General features: G+C 39.0%; 22 protein-coding genes. 7 read left to right on the top strand and 15 right to left on the bottom strand.

Features of this window, described 5'->3' with window-relative positions; translation table 11 throughout:
* Positions 1 to 78: 78 nt before the first annotated feature.
* Entirely contained in the window at positions 79 to 1,323 is a 1,245-nt protein-coding gene (gene fabF, locus E1140_RS16600; RefSeq protein ID WP_155186470.1) for a beta-ketoacyl-ACP synthase II, read from the bottom strand.
* A gap of 11 nt (positions 1,324 to 1,334) precedes the next feature.
* On the bottom strand, positions 1,335 to 1,895 hold the full coding sequence (locus tag E1140_RS16595; RefSeq protein ID WP_155186468.1) for a TetR/AcrR family transcriptional regulator: 561 nt from the start codon (positions 1,893 to 1,895) through the stop codon (positions 1,335 to 1,337).
* 168 nt (positions 1,896 to 2,063) lie between these two features.
* Between E1140_RS16595 and E1140_RS16590 the strand changes: the two genes are divergently transcribed.
* The gene (locus E1140_RS16590) at positions 2,064 to 2,540 is read left to right on the top strand and encodes a c-type cytochrome (protein WP_155186463.1); all 477 of its coding nucleotides are present in this window, start codon (positions 2,064 to 2,066) and stop codon (positions 2,538 to 2,540) included.
* Between the two features lie 317 nt (positions 2,541 to 2,857).
* On the opposite strand, the gene E1140_RS16580 is transcribed toward E1140_RS16590, so the two are convergent.
* From E1140_RS16580 to E1140_RS16550, 8 genes are all read right to left on the bottom strand, one after another.
* A complete protein-coding gene (locus E1140_RS16580; RefSeq protein WP_155186458.1) occupies positions 2,858 to 5,020 on the bottom strand; it encodes a penicillin acylase family protein in 2,163 nt (720 codons plus the stop codon).
* Positions 5,021 to 5,261: 241 nt separating this feature from the next.
* On the bottom strand, positions 5,262 to 6,212 hold the full coding sequence (locus E1140_RS16575) for a carbon-nitrogen hydrolase family protein (protein ID WP_155186456.1): 951 nt from the start codon (positions 6,210 to 6,212) through the stop codon (positions 5,262 to 5,264).
* Between the two features lies 1 nt (position 6,213).
* Positions 6,214 to 6,702, bottom strand: coding sequence for a GyrI-like domain-containing protein (locus E1140_RS16570; protein ID WP_155186453.1), 489 nt, complete (start codon positions 6,700 to 6,702; stop codon positions 6,214 to 6,216).
* On the bottom strand, positions 6,702 to 7,229 hold the full coding sequence (locus E1140_RS16565; RefSeq protein WP_155186451.1) for a hypothetical protein: 528 nt from the start codon (positions 7,227 to 7,229) through the stop codon (positions 6,702 to 6,704). The genes E1140_RS16570 and E1140_RS16565 overlap by 1 nt, the downstream gene beginning before the upstream one ends.
* Before the next feature lie 80 nt (positions 7,230 to 7,309).
* Positions 7,310 to 7,699, bottom strand: coding sequence for an SMU1112c/YaeR family gloxylase I-like metalloprotein (gloA2, locus tag E1140_RS16560; protein WP_343034262.1), 390 nt, complete (start codon positions 7,697 to 7,699; stop codon positions 7,310 to 7,312).
* Entirely contained in the window at positions 7,696 to 8,271 is a 576-nt protein-coding gene (locus tag E1140_RS16555; RefSeq protein ID WP_155186448.1) for a GrpB family protein, read from the bottom strand. Before E1140_RS16555 ends, gloA2 begins: the two co-directional genes overlap by 4 nt.
* Before the next feature lie 215 nt (positions 8,272 to 8,486).
* Positions 8,487 to 8,654 (bottom strand): hypothetical protein, encoded by a 168-nt coding sequence (locus E1140_RS21575; protein WP_185153640.1) that lies wholly within the window; start codon positions 8,652 to 8,654, stop codon positions 8,487 to 8,489.
* Between the two features lie 228 nt (positions 8,655 to 8,882).
* On the bottom strand, positions 8,883 to 9,992 hold the full coding sequence (locus E1140_RS16550) for an amidohydrolase family protein (RefSeq protein ID WP_155186445.1): 1,110 nt from the start codon (positions 9,990 to 9,992) through the stop codon (positions 8,883 to 8,885).
* Positions 9,993 to 10,132: 140 nt separating this feature from the next.
* Between E1140_RS16550 and E1140_RS16545 the strand changes: the two genes are divergently transcribed.
* A complete protein-coding gene (locus E1140_RS16545; protein ID WP_155186442.1) occupies positions 10,133 to 11,242 on the top strand; it encodes a tetratricopeptide repeat protein in 1,110 nt (369 codons plus the stop codon).
* Between the two features lies 1 nt (position 11,243).
* Here E1140_RS16545 and E1140_RS16540 read toward each other — a convergent pair whose 3' ends face one another.
* Complete coding sequence (locus tag E1140_RS16540) at positions 11,244 to 12,548, bottom strand: hypothetical protein (RefSeq protein WP_155186439.1); 1,305 nt, start codon at positions 12,546 to 12,548, stop codon at positions 11,244 to 11,246.
* Between the two features lie 174 nt (positions 12,549 to 12,722).
* Between E1140_RS16540 and E1140_RS16535 the strand changes: the two genes are divergently transcribed.
* Genes E1140_RS16535 through E1140_RS16520 form a run of 4 tightly spaced genes read left to right on the top strand, consistent with a single transcriptional unit; the run spans position 12,723 to position 16,794 of the window.
* On the top strand, positions 12,723 to 14,564 hold the full coding sequence (locus E1140_RS16535; RefSeq protein WP_155186434.1) for a fasciclin domain-containing protein: 1,842 nt from the start codon (positions 12,723 to 12,725) through the stop codon (positions 14,562 to 14,564).
* A 55-nt stretch (positions 14,565 to 14,619) separates the two neighbouring features.
* Positions 14,620 to 15,633: a sensor histidine kinase gene (locus E1140_RS16530; protein WP_155186429.1), complete on the top strand. Its 1,014-nt coding sequence runs from the start codon at positions 14,620 to 14,622 to the stop codon at positions 15,631 to 15,633.
* Positions 15,630 to 16,394, top strand: a complete 765-nt coding sequence (locus tag E1140_RS16525; RefSeq protein WP_155186426.1) for a LytR/AlgR family response regulator transcription factor — start codon at positions 15,630 to 15,632, stop codon at positions 16,392 to 16,394. Before E1140_RS16530 ends, E1140_RS16525 begins: the two co-directional genes overlap by 4 nt.
* Positions 16,395 to 16,428: 34 nt before the next feature.
* Entirely contained in the window at positions 16,429 to 16,794 is a 366-nt protein-coding gene (locus E1140_RS16520; protein ID WP_155186423.1) for a hypothetical protein, read from the top strand.
* Here E1140_RS16520 and E1140_RS16515 read toward each other — a convergent pair.
* Positions 16,787 to 17,068, bottom strand: a complete 282-nt coding sequence (locus E1140_RS16515; RefSeq protein WP_155186420.1) for a DUF427 domain-containing protein — start codon at positions 17,066 to 17,068, stop codon at positions 16,787 to 16,789. The two genes, E1140_RS16520 and E1140_RS16515, sit on opposite strands and share 8 nt — an antisense overlap.
* A gap of 103 nt (positions 17,069 to 17,171) precedes the next feature.
* Here E1140_RS16515 and E1140_RS16510 point away from each other — a divergent pair, with 103 nt between their 5' ends.
* The gene (locus E1140_RS16510) at positions 17,172 to 18,065 is read left to right on the top strand and encodes a diacylglycerol/lipid kinase family protein (RefSeq protein WP_155186417.1); all 894 of its coding nucleotides are present in this window, start codon (positions 17,172 to 17,174) and stop codon (positions 18,063 to 18,065) included.
* Positions 18,066 to 18,099: 34 nt separating this feature from the next.
* Here the strand turns inward: E1140_RS16510 and E1140_RS16505 are convergent, their stop codons facing one another.
* The 3 genes from E1140_RS16505 to E1140_RS16495 all read right to left on the bottom strand — a co-directional run.
* On the bottom strand, positions 18,100 to 18,654 hold the full coding sequence (locus tag E1140_RS16505; protein WP_155186414.1) for a DUF2911 domain-containing protein: 555 nt from the start codon (positions 18,652 to 18,654) through the stop codon (positions 18,100 to 18,102).
* A gap of 101 nt (positions 18,655 to 18,755) precedes the next feature.
* Entirely contained in the window at positions 18,756 to 19,325 is a 570-nt protein-coding gene (locus E1140_RS16500) for a class I SAM-dependent methyltransferase (protein WP_155186411.1), read from the bottom strand.
* Positions 19,303 to 20,100, bottom strand: a 798-nt coding sequence (locus E1140_RS16495) for a patatin-like phospholipase family protein (RefSeq protein ID WP_155186408.1), incomplete at its 5' end; no start/stop codon positions are given. The genes E1140_RS16500 and E1140_RS16495, both read right to left, overlap by 23 nt.

Genomic DNA, 20,100 nt, shown 5'->3' with positions numbered 1-20,100 from the left:
CTGCGGTTTTAATTTTTTATTAACCACAGAGGACGCTGAGATGCACAGAGAAGCATCGATTTTAGGGAATAATTTAAACTAAACCTTCTTAAACAACGCAATCGCATTGTGACCGCCAAAGCCAAAGGTATTGCTCATCGCATAGTTCATTTCCTTTTTCACCGCTTTACCTAAAGTTAAATCAATGCCCTCTGGTAAGGCTTCATCTACATTTTTAGTATTGATAGTAGGTGGAACAGTGGACTCTACCATGGCTTTAACTGTGGCTACTGCCTCAATAGCACCAGCCGCACCAAGTAAATGACCAGTCATTGATTTGGTGGCGCTTACCTGCAAGGTTTTTCCATTCCCAACTAATGATTTTAAGGCATGTAATTCTGATAAATCACCGACAGGGGTGCTGGTGGCATGCATGTTTACATAATCTATTTTATCAGCGGAGATTTCAGCATCTTCCAAGGCCATTTCTATTGCCAGCCTGGCTCCAAGTCCTTCTGGATGGGTTGCCGTGCTATGGTAGGCATCGTTTGACATACCTGCTCCCACAACTTCAGCATAAATCTTTGCTCCTCTGGCTACCGCATGATCCCAATCTTCTAAGATGAGTGCTCCAGCACCTTCCCCCATCACGAAACCGTCACGCTCCTGATCGAATGGCCTTGAGGCAGTTGACGGATCATCATTTCTTGTTGATAGTGCTTTCATGGCATTGAAACCCCCGATGGCTGCTTGGGTTATTGGAGCCTCTGAACCTCCGGCAATCATCACCTTGGCCTTACCCCATTTTATATAGTTAAAGGCATCCATAACTGCACTTGTACCAGATGCACATGCCGATACAGTGCAGTAATTTATGCCTCTAAAGGTATGCTCCAGGGCGATAGCCCCTGACGGAGAATCCGATAATATTTTAGGGATGAAGAAAGGACTAAACCTGGGCCCAATTTCAGAAGCTGCATATTCCAACATTTCAGATTCAAAGGTGGTAATACCACCATTACCTGAGGCCCAGATCACACCGCATTTATTGTTATCTAGCACTTCAGTATTAAAAGCGGCATCTTTCATGGCCTCTCTTGATGCGATTAATGCATAAAGTGTGAAAGGATCATTTTTTCTGATCGTCTTTTTATCAAAATAGTCTTCGAGGTCAAAGTTTTTTAGCTCGCAGGCAAAATTAGTTTTGAATAGTGTAGTGTCGAATTTAGTGATCGGAGCTGAGCCACTCTTCCCGGCTATTAGGTTGTTCCAAAATTCATCAACTGTATTGCCAATGGGCGTAAGTGCGCCAAGTCCTGTTACTGCTACTCTTCTGACTTTCATAATTTATTAGTTTAAAGCGCTTCTCTCTGAAGGCCTGTGAATATTACAGATTTAATAGATGCTAATATATTTTCTCCTGTTACCCGATTCATTATTAATGAAGCCAGCAAAGACGTGATGATGGCATCACTTTTTTCTTCCAGATTTTCATTGAAAGAAAAACTACCATCGGCCAATCCGGCTTTAAGAATAATCCTGATCCAACTACGTATTTCAAAGCTTGCCGCTGTTAACTCCTTTTGCATTGACTCGGGTAAAGTTTTGTAAGAAGGCCCCAGCGATCCCATAAAGCAAATCAATTCTTTTTCATTAGCGCCTTCATAGGTAGCTATGAATTGCTCAAGCTGCCTGGTGGGGCTAGCCGTTTTCCATTCGCTTATGTGCTGAGCAAAGCGCAACCTTGTTCGGTTAATAATGGCTTTGCCGAGATCATGCTTAGCAGGAAAATGGTAATGAATGGCTGCATTTTTAATGTTCAATGCAGAAGAAATGTCTTTATAACTGAATGAATTATAGCCTCTGGAGCGTATTAATTGCTCTGCCAGGTCCATTATTTCAGTTTTTGTGTCCATTTGGAGCAAATATACTTACTAGTAAGTAAGTAAGCAAAAATCAAAGAATTGTTCTCCTTTGTCATTCTTGATTTTTATCAGTTTTGATCATGCTCCAAGTCATAAGAATTGATTAATAATGATGCTAATATGTATGACAATTAAAGAATCAAACTAAACACCACCGTCATGAAAAATTTAGTATATTATATAACACTCACAGGCATATCATTTCTGCTTGCCTGTAATGTGCCACCACCAGAGAACAATCAAGATGATCAGATAGAAAGTGACACAACAACAAAAGGAAATGTCACTTACATTGATACCAGTGATCCGCTAGATGTTGCCCTCATTACTGAAGGTAAAATCATTTTTGAGAAGCGATGTGATAATTGCCATCGAAGCGACTCTATCAAATTGGTTGGTCCGGGTTGGGCAGGCATTACAAATAGAAGAAGTCCTGAATGGATAATGAATATGATTCTGAATGTGGGCATTATGGTAGAACATGATTCTGTTGCTCATAAGCTGCTGGAGGAAAATGAAGTGAAAATGCCGGATCAGCATCTAGCGGTGGATAAAGCTAGGGCTGTGTTAGAATTTATGAGGGCCAACGATCTCAAGACGGTTGGCTCAAAAGATGAAGCAGACACAAAGAACTAGTTGGCTTTGTTGAAAGGCCCCTGGGCGAGGTAGTCGTTCAGGGGCTGGTTTTTTTGTGCGCCAACTACCATAATATCAATTCAACCAGTTAGATTGAATTCTATCAAAAAAAGGAGGTTAAAATCCTCCCTTTTTTGCTTTCTTTAGTCTTTTCTCTTCTTTCTTTTCCTTAGGACTTTTTAGAGCTTCCTTTTTAACACTTTTCTTGGCATCCTGCGATTTGGCCATGGCTTTGTTTTTTTAGTGATGTGGTTATCCAACAGGAAAAGTACATCATTTAAATTCAGTTTCTATTTATCTGTAGTCCAAGCATCAATTTATTTTTCACCAGGGTGATAGCGGCTTTCTGCTCTTTTCTCTACGTCTTCTTTGTAATATGCTACATCTTTAAACTGACAATCGGCATACCGCTGTGCCTGATCATCAAAGTGAGGAGAATCAGGGTCACCACTTTGGCCACCAGCCAGCATCGATTTGGCTTTAACCTTATCGCCAAATTCTACCACGGCTACGAAGCTGTTTCCTGATGTTCCATAAATACGCTTTGTGTTTTCATATGATCTGGCACCAAATGAAGCCAGTGCTCCCCAGCGGCCACTGGCCATGCCCACACCAATACTAGGTAAGCTATCATTAAAATCTTGCCTGATGTCACCGTTGATTCTCTGATATCGGTTAATCTCACCCCATGGCGTTTTCCAGCTACCAAAGTCTTCATTTAACTGATCTATTGTTTTTTGTAAAATTGCTAATCTTTCTTCTTCTGGTGATTCGCTACCAGCATAGTTTAGTCGTTCCATAAATGATAAACCATCAGAGAATTCTCCATCGCGGAGATAGTTGATGTTATAGAAGTGGGCTATCGACACTGGTATTGAAGATGTTGAAACCTTATAATCCCAGGCCTTAAGTTCGTCAAGCAGTTCCTGATTGTCATTGCTATTTTCTAAGGCTGTAATCAATCCTGGGATGGTGGCTTCAAAGGCCGGTATCCATGGATCATAGGCTAGCTTAATAAGACCATCAAGTGTGAGGTTGTTTGCCTCTTTCAATAATTTGATGGCATGTACACCTCTAAAATTTTCCTGATTGGCTGACATATAAACCGGATAGTCCTCAGCTTTTGGACTGTAATCTCCGGCACTTGTAAATGGTGTAGAGTTACAGTTTTGAATCCATCCTGTTTCTGGATTAATCACCACTATACTTTCATCCACCGTATGTAGTCGCTGCCAGTCTGTAGCAGGATTACTGCCATCCAAAGGCTCTAAGAAATTGAATGATGTATCTCTTTTAGGGATGAAATTTCCATGATAGTAAGCGATATTACCTTCAGCATCGGCATACACCGTATTGTTGGAAGAGTTTGTTCGGATATTCATCATCTCTCTGAATGACTTATGTCCATCCTGCTTTGTTCTGGTATAAGATTGTATCAATGCATTGACGGGATCCCACATCATAGCTGTGGACACCCATTTACCATCAATATTTCCTGTAACCGGGCCATGGTGCGTTCTGTACATGGTAAAATCCCTTTCTTTTACTTCTTCACCATCTTTATATTTTAATGTCACATCCAGGCTTTTTACAGGCCTGTTTTCTTTGCCATATTTATACAGATATCCATCTTCATTCTTAATTACAGTTTCCACATATTCATCCATCACATCTGTATAAGTGGAGGTGTGCATCCAGCCCGTTTTTTCATTAAATCCCTGATAAACAAAAAACTGCCCCCAGGTTACCGCTCCATAAGCGTTTAAACCTTCTTCGCTAACCACATGCACTTCACCTCTAAAGAAAAAGGAAGTATGTGGATTGATAAGTAACATAGCTTTGCCAGATGCCGTGTGCTCTCCAGCAATGGCTATTCCATTAGAACCTCTGGGTTCATTATCATCCAATCGCGTCAAACCGGGGTCCGCAGCTGCCACAGCATGGTCTAGGTTTTTTTCATATAACTCTTTGATGCCTTTGGTGGATACTCTTTCAATATCACCACCGATAGAGCCCTCACTGAAATACATTGGCATCCAAGGCTCAAATCGAGTTAATAATTTAGGTTTCACCTCAGGATGTGTATGAAGATAATAGTTTATGCCATCTGCAAAAGCATCACATAGTTCCTTGAGCCAGTCAGGACTGTTTTCATAATTGGCAATAGCCTCTTCTTCCGTCATGAAAAGTTTTGCTCTCAGGTCACTATAGATAGCTTCTTCGCCCTCAACTTCGGCCAGCCTTCCCGTAGCCCAGATGTAATTTTGCTCTACTCTGTTAAAGTCGTCTTCACATTGCGCATATAACAATCCAAAAACAGCATCAGCATCTGTTTTTCCATAAATGTGTGGTACGCCAAAGTCATCTCTGATGATTTCTACATTGGCGGCTTGTGCTTCCCACTTGCTTACTTCTGTGTTTTCGACTGGGGCATTGCATGCTACAAGTGCAATGAAGAGGAGTGAAAAAATTCTTCTCATGGTTTAGGTTCAATTAATTCAGAACCACAATTTAGTCAACTCCTGAGATTGTAAAAGGGGAATTATATGTGCGGTAGCTCATATGTTTAACGAACTGATCTAAATTTCCCTCTATAAAGAGGAGTTTCTTCCCCGGATTTATTCTGGGGTCTCTAGGTTTTGTGAGATGCCGGAACATGTCCGGCAAGAGCCTTAGAAGCAACCACCCCTGCTGCTCCAGGAGGAGAATTTTCCTGTATTATTAGTCTACAATTTTCAAGACAGACTGCCTTTCCCTATTTACAGTGAGCTGCGTTACATCAGGCCTTGAATAATGACCCGATGGATCGAAATTCTGCCTTTCTTCATACACCTTTTGAATATCAATGGATGCTGTAATCAGGCCTTCCTTATCTTTTACAGGTGCTATCACCCATTGTCCATCTGGTCCTGCAATGCAGGAGCCACCATTGGCAAGTATTTCAGGAGAATTTTCCAGAATCTTATCTAAATGAGGGGTATCTGCTGGAAAGTCAGAAATTCTCATTAGCGAAGAAACAGAAACGACAAAAGACCGGGATTCTTTAGCAATAAATCTGGTAATATCAATTGTGTTATGCTCTGAGCCCGGCCATACCGCTATATGCAGATTTTCGCCCATACCATATAAAGCTGTTCTCGCTAAAGGCATCCAATTCTCCCAGCAGTTGAGACCACCCACTGTAAAACCTTCCAGCGCATGCACCCTAAGTCCATGACCATCACCGGGAGACCATGTAAGGCGCTCTTCATAGGTGGGCTGCAGCTTTCTGTGTACAGATTGGATTACACCTTTTTTGCCGATGTAAACCAAAGAGCAATAAACGCTATGGCCACCTCTGTTTTGTGCTCTTTCAATGATGCCAAGATAGATGGCTATTGATTTTTCTTTGGCGATTTTACTTATCGCATCCAGGTCGCCTGACTCAATTTGAATGGAATTTTTGATATAGTGAGCATGTATTTCTTTCTGAATGCTGGATTCAAATTCAGCACCATTGGTCATTGCTAACCAGAAGGGATAGCCGGGAATTAGTCCCTCACCAAACACTACCAGATCGCACTTTTGATCGGCCGCTTCTGAGATGGAAGACATCACCTTATCTAATGTTTTTTGCTTATTCAACCACACTGGCGCTATCTGTGCCATGGCTATTTTAAGTGTACCACTCATTTTATTTTTTCTTTATGGGAACCCAAATCTCTTCTTCGGCTTCAGGGTGATTAGGCCCTTTATAGTCCCCGGTCATAATTTCAAAATGTGGCCTGTCATCTAGCTGGTAGCCAGACTGAGGCATCCATTGGCCATGAATATATTGTGCTGTTTGAGGAAATGCACGAGCAGGACCGTGATGAATAAATACGGCATAAAGTCCTGCCTCAATGGTTAATTTCTTCATTCCTTCAGGCACACTATCCAGGTCACTCACTTCCACAGCTGCCCACTTTTCAAACTGCGTCTGTGGCGTGAAATCTCTAAAGTCTAGGTCTTTCTCAAAAATCTCAACAGAATATAGATCTGTATTCAGCTTGTTTTTTATTGCTGATTCTTGTGCCCTAAATTTTGACCATAGAGAGAATGTTGCATTCTCTGCCAGGCTCGTAGTGATACAATGGCCAGCCATCAATTTACGTTCAATTTCTACTATTCTTGGTTGTTGCATTAGTGAGGTAAATACTTTTCAGGTAATGGGTGTTCAGCGGTTTCGGCCATCCAATAAATGTTAATAATCCAGTAGCGACTGCCATCATATAAGAGCTGGATGCTATTGATGCCTCTGGCAAATGGCTTTTCATCTTTCTCCGAACGGTAAGACTCATATGTGCTGAACACCTGCGTGATATTGCCAAAAGTGTCTACCTCCCGATGAATCTCTTTTTCGAAAAAACCATTTTGCTCAAGATAGGTACCTGAGGAATTTACATAGTCATCTGGTGACATGAACCTTGCCCCAATTATACCTTCCTGATTCTTTCCTGATGGAATTAGCTTGGCATCCGCATGAAATAAATATCTGAATAACTCCCAATCGCGTTTCACTCCTTTTTCACCAGAGATTACAGCATATAAATTATAGAGAGTGCTATCAAGGGACTGAACTTTTGAAAGATATTTTTCATCATTGGTTTGTGCCTCAGTTTTGCTTAGCATCAAGACTGACAGGCTTAATAGTAGGATAAACTTTTTCATGTGATGAAAATACAGGAAAAAATAATGGAATGTTTAACCGTTGATGGATTTGGTAGGTTTGTCAGCTTGTAGTCAGCTACTTAAACTTCATAAAGTTCCAGTGGCAGATCATCAGGATCAAAGAAGAATAGAAACTTCTTGCCGGTATATTCATCAACTCTGATCGGTTCGGCTTCTACTCCATTACTTTTCAAATGGGCAGCAACTTGATCAATATTATCAACTTCAAAGGCGAGATGTCTTAAACCTGTAGCTTCTGGTTGTGTTGGCCGTTGTGGAGGATTGGGAAATGAGAAAAGCTCAATGACATACTCTCCATTGAGTGCCAGATCAAGTTTATAAGAATTGCGCTCTTTCCTATAAACTTCCTGAATCACGGTTAACCCCAGAATGTCAGTATAAAAAGCCTTTGACTTCTCATAGTCAGAGCAGATGATGGCGATATGGTGGATTTTTTTGAGAATTCTTATTTATTAGCCAATGCCAAAGTCTCTTTAATAAAATCAGTTTTGGACAGCATATAATTGCCCCTGTCGTTCACATATTTATCAGCCAATTCCAGTTTCAATTTTTCATAAGCTTTCGCTCGATCTGGATTGGCAATAAGGTAGTCACGAAAATCCAGCTGATTCCACATGTAATTATCTTTTGGACACATATGTATGTGAAAGATCTGGCCGTTTTCTCCTTCTAAATTATAACCCTTGCCAAATGACATGTAGGCATCAATACCTTCTCTTTCAGGGACTTTGAAGTGAGTATATTCAAGTTCACTAAGCTTTGAAATAATGTCTTCATCAAACAACTTCTCCTTTTCAATTTCTATGATGATATCAATATAAGGCTTGGCTTTTATGTTAGGTATGGAAGTGCTACCAAAGTGCTCTATTCTCAACACATCGTCACCTAGCTTATCCAGAATGACTTCTTTTTCCAGCTTAAAAATCACTTTCCATTCAGGATTATGATCATATAATTTTACAGGGAATAGCGTATTCCAGTCCTCTTTGGTGAGGTCGTAGAGAGATTTTTTGCTTTCCATTTTTGAATAATGGCTATGAAAGTATTTTTAAGTATTCATTTTTTGATAAGCCAAAAAACGAATCAAAAAAGCTTTTGAAAATTTCTTGCGCACAGGGCTCCATCACACATCCGCTCGCCAAATTTTCATCTGCCCGCTTAAAAGAGCAGTCAGAGCCGTTTTAAGTTAAGGCGTTTATGCCTTTGGATTAGAAAATAGTTAAGCTTTCCTTGATATTAAGACCCACACCCTTCGCACTCGATCATCTGATCCATAGGCTTGGTGCCGTTCAATTTCATTTTAAGGTTGTGGATTTTGTCTTTGATGTCCATGTCCTGAAACATGTCGCCTGTAAGTTGTCCTTCTAGTGTGGTGATTTCTGCTTGGATGTCTTCTGCTGTCATGATTAAAAAATTAGGTGGTTGAAAAGTGAATATAAAAAAATGATACTATGACAACCGAAGAATTTCTGAAATAATTTCCTAAAACCGTCATTCCGGAATTTTTTATTAAAAAAATATCCGGAATCTCCTTCATCAACGCTACTGCAAATAGAAACGTAGTGAAGTGAGAAATCTCCCTCAGATTAAGGAGACTTCTCGCTTCGCTCGAAGTGACGTTATTCGCAAAACCTAGTCTTTTGGAAACAATGACTTATCAATATTCGGAATCACCTTCAAAGCATTCTTATAATAAAGCTTTTTAAGCACTTCATCATCTAAATCGAGACCGTACATTTTCCAGAAAGCATGATAACGCTTGTAGTATGGGAAGTACTCATCGGCAGTTTCCAGCACTCTGAAGTAGGTGTAATATTCCTCAGGGTTCCAGGCATCTTTGCCAAACATTACTCGGTCCTGGTACTTTGTCATAAAGGCCTTGGCCATTCTTGGCTGACGGCCAAGTTCTGCGATAACAGCACCTATCTCACCATACATATTCGGATAAGTGTCCATCAATTTGGCTAGGGTGGCAAGGTCATTTGCATACCAACCCAAGTGCGCATTGATAAATTTTGTGCCAGGGTGCTTTTTAAAGATATCGTGCTGTTCAGCAATGATAGTTTCCCATGGCGCTGGGTTGTCAGCATCGCGCTTTCTGCGTGGACGAACTTTAAGTTCTAACCATCTTTCATTCTGTTCGTCATGCTCATCCCAGAAAGGTTTAGGGTCAGCCGCATGGATGAGCACTGGTATGCCCAGCTCACCACATTTTGCCCATACTGGGTCAATTCTAGTGTCATTAATGGATATTCTTTCGCCATCAACTACAGCCATGGTCTGACTTTTATATATTTTCAGTCCGTTGGCGCCAAGTTTAACATCATTCTCTATTTGCTTAACTGTTTTCTCAGTCCAGCCTTCTTCATTAATAGTGCTTACATCAATATTGGTAAAAACAATAAATCGGTTGGCTGCTGTTTTATTCACATTATCTAGAGCGCCTTTCAAATGCTCGTCCGAACCTCTACCTCTGCCGCTCAGGTTAACCATTACAGCCATATTGAGCTTGTCCATTTCTGCTACCAGTTCGTTTAGGTTCTGCGTTGGCATAGAAAACTGATGATTATGCACATCAATAAAAGGATATTTAGCACTTTTTACTTCATGCTCAGGTACTACTAAGGTTGATGGTGGGTCATATTTTTCCCAGTCCATAATAGGCTCAGCAGATTCTTCCTGAGCTTTGCACTGAAATGCGAAAATTATCAATAATGAAAGTGATAGTAAATGTTTCAACATAGTGGTTTTAGTTAATTTATAGCTGATAGTAACGACCTCAATAACACCAAGGTTTTTAATTGTTGACGTTTAATATTACGGTACATCATCTGTATATTTGGCAAACGTCAATTTTATTTGACCCTAAATCTATAAAACCTATGAGAATCTTTGCCTTTGTTTTTTTACTAATATCAATAACAGGGTTTGGTCAGTCTGCCGCTGACCTCATTAAAACTGCAGATGATCATATTGAAAAGAATAAATTTAAGGAAGCCGTTGAGGTGCTCAACAAAGCTATAAGCACTGAGCCAAAAAACAAGGAGGCTTATAACAAAAGAGGCTATGCTAAGAATCAGCTTGGAGATTTTTACGGAGCGATAGGAGATTACAACTTTGCTTTAGAGATGGACTCCACATATGCCGAGGCGTTGAATAATCGTGGTGAGGCCAAGTTTAATCTGGGGGATGACTTTGGAGCCATTGAAGATTATGATAAGGCCATAAAGTTTGATGCCAAATTTGCCAGTGCTTATAATAACAGAGGGTTTGCTAAATACAATGTTGAAGATTTAGAAGGGGCCTATTTTGATTTCTCAAAGTCAATTGAGCTTGATCCACAGGATGCTGACAAATATTTTAATCGTGCGGTTGTAAAAGCTGAATTGGAGGAATATATCAGCGCTATTGACGATTATAACAAGTCTATTGAACTTGACCCTAGTAGCTCAGAAGTTTTTAATTATAGAGGCGTAGCTAAATACAATATTGGGCAAGTTGATGAATCAATAAAGGATTATGACAAAGCACTTAGCATAGACGCAGAAGATCCGATCATTTATGAAAACAGAGCTTTGGCAAAAAGTACGAATGAAGATTTTCAAGGTGCGCTGGAAGATTACACTAGGTCGATAGAGTTGTATGATGAAGACCCTGATACTTATAATTTAAGAGGAGTTATCTACTACAACCTTGAAGATTTTGATTCAGCTATTGAAGATTATAATCTGGCCATTGAGTTGGACCCATATAACCCTGTTTATTATGACAACAGGGCCTTGGCTAAAACAGCTAAGGAAGATTACAAAGGAGCGGTAAAGGACTATTCTTTTTCAATAGAGCTGTACCCACAAGACCCTGAGACTTTTCATCAAAGAGGCCTTTGTAAGATCAGTATGGGCGACAACTATGACGGCTGCCTTGACCTCAATACTGCATTAGAGCTAGGCTCTGAGGATGCGAAGGATTCAATCAAAGAGCACTGCAAGTAATTTAATCTGCTTTATAGAAGTTTATTTTTGCATACCTTATTAGAAGAGGATCACGCTCAAGAATAGTCTTCTTTTGAAGATCATTGAAGTTAACAGTATCTAAATCAACAGTTAGCGTATGCATACCACTTTTTAGCTTGCTAACATCTATGTAGTTGATAAAACCAACGGCATAACTTATTGGGTGTTTATAGTCCAGCCAGTCAAGGTTTTCTATTCGTTCATTATCGATGGCTACCCTAACAAATCGGTCAGCATATTTGGATTGCTGCCGCTCATTTAATTTGCTCCATCCCCCAGTATTTGTGGAGTCCTTAGAATATAAAAGGCCCATTTGTCCATGGGTGTTGGTAAAGAGCTTAATAAAGTTTCCGTCTATAACATCACTTTGAATAGTGGCAAATATCGGGTCATCATCTTTACGGAGCGATTCATAGTTCATCCTATTAACAGTAGTAAAGGCAGATTCGAGGTATTTTTCTTCTGCAAAGTCCTTTATTTTACCGTTGATGAACATATACCCACCAATTAACATAACAGCTAATATAGGGACCATATGTGCCTGCCATTTTGGTAGGTTAGAGATAATGGTGAGGCTTATCCTGTTATAAATGAATGAAAATGTAAGGTACCGAAATGCCACCGCTACATAATAATATGGTCTGGATGCCCAGGGCTCTCTTCTGAAAAAACCATTGGTAATGAAATCAACAAACATTATTAAAACCATAATGCAGTAGACAAACAATATAATAGAAGCAAATACTAAAAACCATGCATTGCCACTTCTAGTGGCTGGAACTAAAACCCACTCTACAAAACCTAACAGATAAAGTAATAGCATTCCTGCACTTAGGATCATCCCTGAAAGCATAAAAGAGATGGAATAGCTCATACTGGCAACCTTTTCAAGGCCTTTTATCGTCTTGTCCAGTGCTATATCATCTTCAAGCTCTTTGCGAAATTTACCCTTAAATTTTAGGTTATCGATATTTAAACTTTTAGGATAAATGTAGCTTAAACCAACGCTGGCGACCCAGATACCGCGGGCGATTATATGAATGCAATATCCTATCCTGAGCACCTTTAGAGCATTGATAAAAATGCCAAATACTCTGTAGATTAATCCACCTAACTCATAATGTTGATCCCTGTAGTTCTCTATCACCTCAGGCACCTGAAAGAGCATATAAAGTAGTAATGCAGAAATGAGCAACTCAGCTTCCCAGGAATTTATCTGGATTGCCTTGAGCCATTCAGGGATCTCATTTTCAGTTTTACTGGCGTCCTCTTTGTTGGTTTTCATGTTGGGGTGTTTTACTTAATCAGCTAAAAATAAGAGATATCCTTAATAAATGGGAGATACCATTCACGAAAATAAATTTACCATTCACTCCTGTTATTCTCAAAGTCACGATTTTATTCATATCCACTTCTGCCTTTCAATGTTCTAACATCAAACTTTAAAAACTTTAAAAACATGAAAAACAACAGAAAAACGAGTAACAGGTTTATTACCTACCTCTTCAGTATACTTTTAGTTGGTCTTATTGCTGTAGGCTGTAGCGATGATGACGACCCAGTGGCAGTACAACAAGATTTAGTAGAATTAGCCGTAGCTAGCGGATACAACACGTTAGCTGCTGCCTTAACAGAAGCTGAACTTGTAACTGCTTTGAAGGCAACAGGCCCTTTCACAGTTTTTGCACCTACGGATGCAGCTTTTGCTGCTGCCGGTATTACAGCCGATAATGTTGGTGATGTTGAGAATCTAGAATCAATTTTATTGTACCATGTAGTGAGTGGAGCAGTTCGTTCTTCTGATTTAACCACAGGTTCAGTAGCAACACTTAACGCAGAGACTATAGCTATTGATGCAGATAATTTAACTGTTAATGGAATAAGCATAGCAGAGCCATTTGATGTTGAAGCAAGCAATGGTATCATTCATACCATCGATGGCGTTTTAATTCCTGAAAGCGCTCAGCCAGAGCCAAATCCTACTATTGTGGAAGCAGCTACTGCAGCTGGTTTGACAACTTTATTAGATGCAGTAACCGCTGCTGATTTAGGTGCTACGCTTCTAGAAGCTGAAGCTATAACAGTATTTGCGCCAACTAATGATGCCTTTGGAGCTGCTTTGGAGGCTTATGGCGTTAGCAATCTTGATGAATTAGTGGCTGAATTGGGTGGATTAGATAACCTGGGTACAGTTTTAGGATTTCATGTTGTACCTGCAGTAGCTTTTGCCGAAGATCTTGCTGATGGTGAACAAATGTTTGAAACATTGGCTGGTCAGATGTTAACAGTAACTAAAACTAGTGCTGGGGTAACAGTAACTGATGCCAATGGAACGAGCTACAGTGTTGTTACTGCTGATGTAGCCATAGAAAATGGAGTTGTTCATGTTATTGATGGAGTGTTGCTTCCAGAACTTGCTTTACCAACCATAGTTGAAGCAGCTACTGCTGCAGAGTTAACTACATTGTTAGATGCAGTGACTGCTGCAGATTTAGGATCTACTTTATTAGATGCAGAAGCGATAACAGTATTTGCACCTACTAATGATGCATTTGGAAATGCGTTAGAAGCTTATGGTGTTAGTAATCTTAATCAACTTGTAGCAGAATTAGGTGGACTAGAAAACCTTGTATCTGTATTAGGATTCCACGTTGTACCAGCGATTGCTTTTTCACATGACCTAGCAGATGGCGATCAGATGTTTGAAACATTAGCAGGACAAATGCTAACAGTAAATAAATCAGCTGATGGAGTCACCGTAACTGATGCAAATGGTACTAGTTATAATGTAGCTGTGGCAGATGTAGCCATTGCGAATGGTGTGGTTCATGTTATTGATGGAGTATTATTGCCAGAAATTACTTTACCTAATATAGTTGATGCTGCCACAGATGCAGGCTTAACCACTCTACTTGATGCTGTTACAGCATTAAACTTAGGAGGAACTTTAACAGGAGCTGAAGCAATAACAGTATTTGCTCCAACGAACCAAGCTTTTGCAGATTTGTTAGAAGCTCAAGATGTAGCTGACCTTGATGGCTTGGTGGATAAATTAGGAGCTGAAGCTGTAACTGATGTCTTAACTTATCATGTTGTGCCAGCAGTTGCTTTCTCTCACGACTTGAGCGATGGTGATATGTTTGAAACGCTGGACGGAGAAATGCTAACTGTTAATGTTACTGAAAATGGAGTTACTGTGACAGATGTTAATGGGAATGTGTTTACTGTAACAGCTGCAGACGTTGCTATTGAGAACGGTGTAGTACACGTAATAGACGGAGTGCTATTACCAACACTATAATATTTATCTTTAATGGTCGGGGTACTTTTTATCCCGACCATTTTAAACTTTAATTATGTTTAAACATAGACTCAGATATTTATTTATACTTCTTCTAGGAGTCTATTCCTACATTAATATACTTTTCACTGAGGGTGATAGGCTTTTTGGTTTCACAATAAATCCTGTCCTTTTCTTTAGTATTCTGTTATTTTTGGTTGGATTAATTTGGGAGGGAAACCGCGTAATTCAGCATATTGTAAGATTCCCAAGATGGTCTGAGAAGGCACATCCTCTTATGATATATTTTGCCTTAAGTTTTATTATGGTTGTAGGCTATTCTGGCTTTACCTCTCTTGCTCTTAGCAAATATTTTAATGATCCAACTCATCTATACCTCACATTTAAATTATCCTTAGGCTTTACTTTTAGAGTAAATCTATTTTTGCATTCTATAAATGCTATTTTCTTTTTTGTCAACAGGTATAATCAATCACAGCTGTTAGCTGAAAAATTTCAAAAAGAGAGTGCTGAGGCTCAATTTAATGCTTTAAGGAGCCAGATCAACCCTCATTTTTTGTTTAATAGTTTCAATGTGCTTTCTTCTTTAGTTCATAAAGATGCAGCCACTGCTTCAAAATTTATAGACCAGCTGAGCATAGTTTATCGGTATGTTTTAAATCATGAACAAAATAAAATTGTACCACTAAAAGAGGAGCTGAGCTTTCTGGAGTCTTATGTTTATCTATTAAAAATTAGGTTTCAGGAGAATTTGACTATTGAAATAAACATTCCTGATGCCTTGAATAATACTCAGATAGCCCCCGCCACTTTGCAGCTTCTTATAGAGAATGCCATAAAACATAATGTGGTGTCTAAATCGAACCCACTTAACATAAATATTTTCAGTGATGATACTCATATCATCGTTCAGAACAGTATTTTAAGAAAGGAATTCAAGGAAGAGTCAACGAATATTGGCTTAGCAAATATTCGTAAGCGATATGAATACTTATGTGGAAAGGATGCCATCATAACAAACTCCAATGGGGTATTCAAAGTAAAAATTCCAATCATAAATGAACTATGAATGTTGTTATTGTTGAAGATGAGCAACTGGCAGTAGAAAGGTTAGAGCAATTGCTCAGGGATATTGACCCATCGATTCAGGTGCTAGCAAGCATTGATACTGTTAAAGAAGCAGCTGCATTTCTGTCAAGTCATAAAGAAAACATTGATCTTGTTTTTTTGGATATTCAATTGGCAGATGGTAAGAGCTTTGAAATTTTTACTAAAATCGATTACAATAAGGCAGTCATTTTTACCACGGCATATGACCAGTTCGCTATTCAGGCTTTCAAATTAAATAGCATAGATTACTTACTAAAGCCAATTTTATATGATGAATTGCAGGCAGCTATTAATAAATTTAAAGAGCTTAAAAGTTCGACAAATAATGCGTCTCCAATAAACCAACAGGTAATTATTGACTTAATAAGCGGTAAAAGTTCTTATAAGCAGCGGTTTCTTGTCAAAATGGGAACAAGAATCCAATACAGAAATACCACTGATATTTCCCTCTTTTATGCTGAAGATAAAATTTGTCATTTATATACTTCTGATGGCAAAAAATACTTAATCGATCATACCCTTGAGACGCTCGAAAATGATCTATTAGATCCCAAAATATTTTTTAGAGTAAGCAGGCAGGCGATTGTCAATATAAATGCCATTAAAGAGGCACGAACTGATTATAATCGCATGGAAATTTTGCTAAATATACCATTGGGTCATAATTTGGTAGTTAGTAGAAGTAGGGTTAAAGAATTTAAAGACTGGCTCAACGGCTAGTGTCAATTCTTGACCAAAACATGGATAGATATTTATGAAATTATTGGTTTTTGGGTTATCCCTTTATTTGATATCGCAGTCATTTCTTACCAATGCCCAGGAAAAAGGTGATATCAATGAGTTGAAACAAGAGATTCTTTCTATTCGAGCAGATGTAGAAAACATCACTTTAAATCTTGAAAAATCAAAGTCTAAATTTCAGAGAGGCATTTTTGTAGCCACTCTAGGCTATACCATTACGATTGTAGGAGGGTTGATGCTAGGCCGTGAAAATGATGAACTAGGTCAGGGTCTACTAGTAGCTGGTGGTGTAACAGGCGGAATAGGCACCTACATGCTTGTAGATGCCTTTAAATACCTGGGTAGAGTGAGGCTTACTACTAAGGAAAAGCCTATTTAGTCACCTCCACACCCTTCCAAAATGCTACATATCCTTTGATAGCTTTAGCCAAATCACTGGTTTCAGGATAATACCATGCAGCATCTTTGTTGGCCTCTCCATCAACGTCTACAGTGTAGTAAGAAGCGGTGCCTTTCCATGGGCAAACTGTATGCGTATCTGAGGATTTAAAATATTCCTTTTTAATAGTATCAGCAGGGAAATAATGATTTCCTTCAATAACTACAGTATCGTTACTTTCGGCTATAACGGTGCCATTCCAAATTGCCTTCATGTTTTTAATTTCATTTAATTAAACACAATAACACAGAACTCGTTAAATTTATTTGTCTTAACTCAGACAGTTTAAACAACTAGGTCAAAAAAATAACAACATTATGTTTAAAGTAGGGTTCATTCTGAATGGCAACAACCATCGGAAGAAAAAATTCTATAAGGAACTCTCTAAGGTCAGAAAAACATTAAAAGATGTAGAGTTCAATGTCATTGAAACCACCGCTCAGGGTCATGCCACTTCCTTAGCTTTTGAATTTGTAAATGAGGGTTATACGCACATCATTGGTGTAGGTGGGGACGGCACGCTTAATGAAGTAATTAATGGCATAATGAGGCACGAAAATCCGGAGGTAGTATTGGGTATTTTACCTTTTGGAACTGCCAATGATTTTGTGAAGAGTATTAAGTTACCAGCTAGCATGAAGGATATGTTTGAAGCTGTAATCCGGGAGAAATCTTCTAAAATAGATATTGGAGTTATTGATCTGGAGAGTAGAAGACATTATTTCCTGAATATTGCAGATATTGGTATTGGTGCTGAAGTGGTAAAAAGAGTAAACAAATCAACGAAGCTATTCGGATCAAACTTTACCTTTTTTGCCGCAATTGCCCGAACATTTTTAACCTACAAAAATCAGGATGTAAAGTGTCATACTAATGATTGGGATTATGAAGGCAAAACCAATTCGCTGGTAATGGCAAATGGTAAGTATTTTGGAAGTGGCATGTGTATAGCACCAAGAGCTGATATGCAGGATGGGCAATTTTCAGTGGTTATATCTGGGGATATCAGCATTAAGGATTACCTAAAAAACATTAAGAAGATTAAGCGCGGTGAAGAACTGTCTCACCCTAAGGTAGAATATAAAACTGCCAGTAAGCTGGAATTGTCATCGACAGAGAGTTGTGGTATTGAAGCCGATGGTGAATTTATAGGCTATATGCCTGCTTCAATATCTGTTGTTCCTAAAAAAATAAACCTCTTAACTGCTTGAGCTATGAGGTTTATTAGAATGTTTTCAATTGAGATTAATAAGTAAAGGGCAGCTCTACTATTACCTTATCCCAGCCAAGTCTCATAACACCTGCGCTGCTACCAGATTCGTCAAACTGAATACTAAAGTTTTCAATAACGTCTTTACCCTCTTTTGATTTTGCCATTACTCTGGCTACATCATTATCTTTATTGTATCTGTATGACCCCCAATAGTCTAAGTCTGAACTGAAAATAATAGTCCAGTCAGTTGCTGTGGGTATGGTGAAGATAGAGTAGGTACCAGCAGGTATTTTTGTGCCTCCGAAAGTGACATCCTGATATAGTTTTATCTCTGTAGCTTCATTCGCTCCAGTTCTCCATACCTTGTCATAGTCTACAAGCTTGCCGAAAATATCTCTGTCTTTTTTGGCGGGGCGGCTATAGGTTACTTTCATTATAGCCTTCTGGTCATCTTTACGGTCATGAGCAAAGTTATCAGGAAAATAGGCTACATCTAGTGGGCTTTTGTCTACACCGCGAAAAGATTGAGCAGATACTGAAACTGACGTGACTAAAATAAATGCTAGAACAAATGTTAGGTTTTTCATTTCTATTTAATTGGTTTTATGATAATTGAAGATAGTCTATAAATGATGATAATTGAAATTTTGGATTCCAAATGACATGGTTTGTCAACGGCCAGACAGGTTTATAATTTGTGGAGCAGAAACGTGCCCATTGACCTTTTTCCTTCCACCACCACTGACTTCCAAGGCTCTGAAAAAAACAGCTCTTCCTGAGCAAAAGTCACATCGATTTTAGAACCTTCTAACAGATAAGTAAATGAACCATTGTTCTTCGAATTCAGCCCAACATCGGTGGCCATTCTTATGAGCATAGTGCCTCCAGATTTCAATACGCGTGATAACTCCGACAGCATTAATTTGAACTCATTCTCATTGGTGGCGAAGTGTAGCACCGCCATGCAAATGACGCTGTCAAAGTAGCCATCTTTATAAGGTAGTTCGGTCAGGTTTTCTACCTGGAGCTGATCTATTGGAATTGTTTTATAAGTTATTCGGGCCATTTTTATAGCCATAGGGTTAATATCCACACCGTGTACCTCCATCCGATTATTGACAAAATATTGAAGGTTTCTCCCCTCCCCACACCCGGCATCTAGTATTCTTCTGGTGTTGTCAAATGTACCTTTTAGAATTTGATCAAGTAAGTAGATATCAACGTTGCCAACCAGATTATTTAACTCCTTCTGATGCATTTTTTAAAGCTTTTTTAAATTCTTTTTTTCCATGTTCAATTACTTCAGCCGCTCTATAGAATTCAAATGTTCCGCAGGTATTTCTTGAGATCTTTACAAGCACATCAGGTTGGTTCATTTCTAAAATATAATCTGATATCCTATCCTGCATAAGGTCAACTGAGTTGGCTACTAAATCAAAATAGCTCAATCTTTTAGTTTTAGATTCACGTGGAAAAAAGCTGTTCCATTTTTCTATCAGTTCTGAAAACCTGCCATTAGGCTTTTCTTCAACTTTTTTCAAAGTGCTTTTGATGTTGGCGTTGACATCAGAAACGACCAAAATATCATTATCGTGTCTTTTAACATGAGATATCGGGATAGGGTTATAGACTCCCCCATCTACCAATTCAATACCATCAATAAGGCTTGGTTTTAATACTGAAGGAATGGCAGCAGAGGCTCTCATGGCGGTAAATAATTCACCTTTGTTGAACACCACTTCCTTTTTTCCAACTATATCTGTTGCTATTATTGACATTGGAATATTGAGATCTTCAATATTTCTATCATCAATAAATTTTTTCATTTCATTAAAAACCTTCTCACCTCTTACAAAACCCTGGGTGCTTAAGGTGAAATCCATCAATTTAAAAACATCAACCCTGTCAAGGTTAGATACCCACTCTTTAAACTCTGAGAGCTTGCCAGCAGCATATACCCCACCAACTACTGCTCCCATTGAGCTTCCTGATATGGAGTCAATACTGTAGCCCTCTTCCAATAGCCCTTCTAT

This window comes from Fulvivirga lutimaris (genome assembly GCF_009711525.1).
Taxonomy (GTDB): domain Bacteria; phylum Bacteroidota; class Bacteroidia; order Cytophagales; family Cyclobacteriaceae; genus Fulvivirga; species Fulvivirga lutimaris.
Note: the sequence above shows the minus strand (reverse complement) of the source record. Positions and strands in the feature narration are given on the sequence as shown.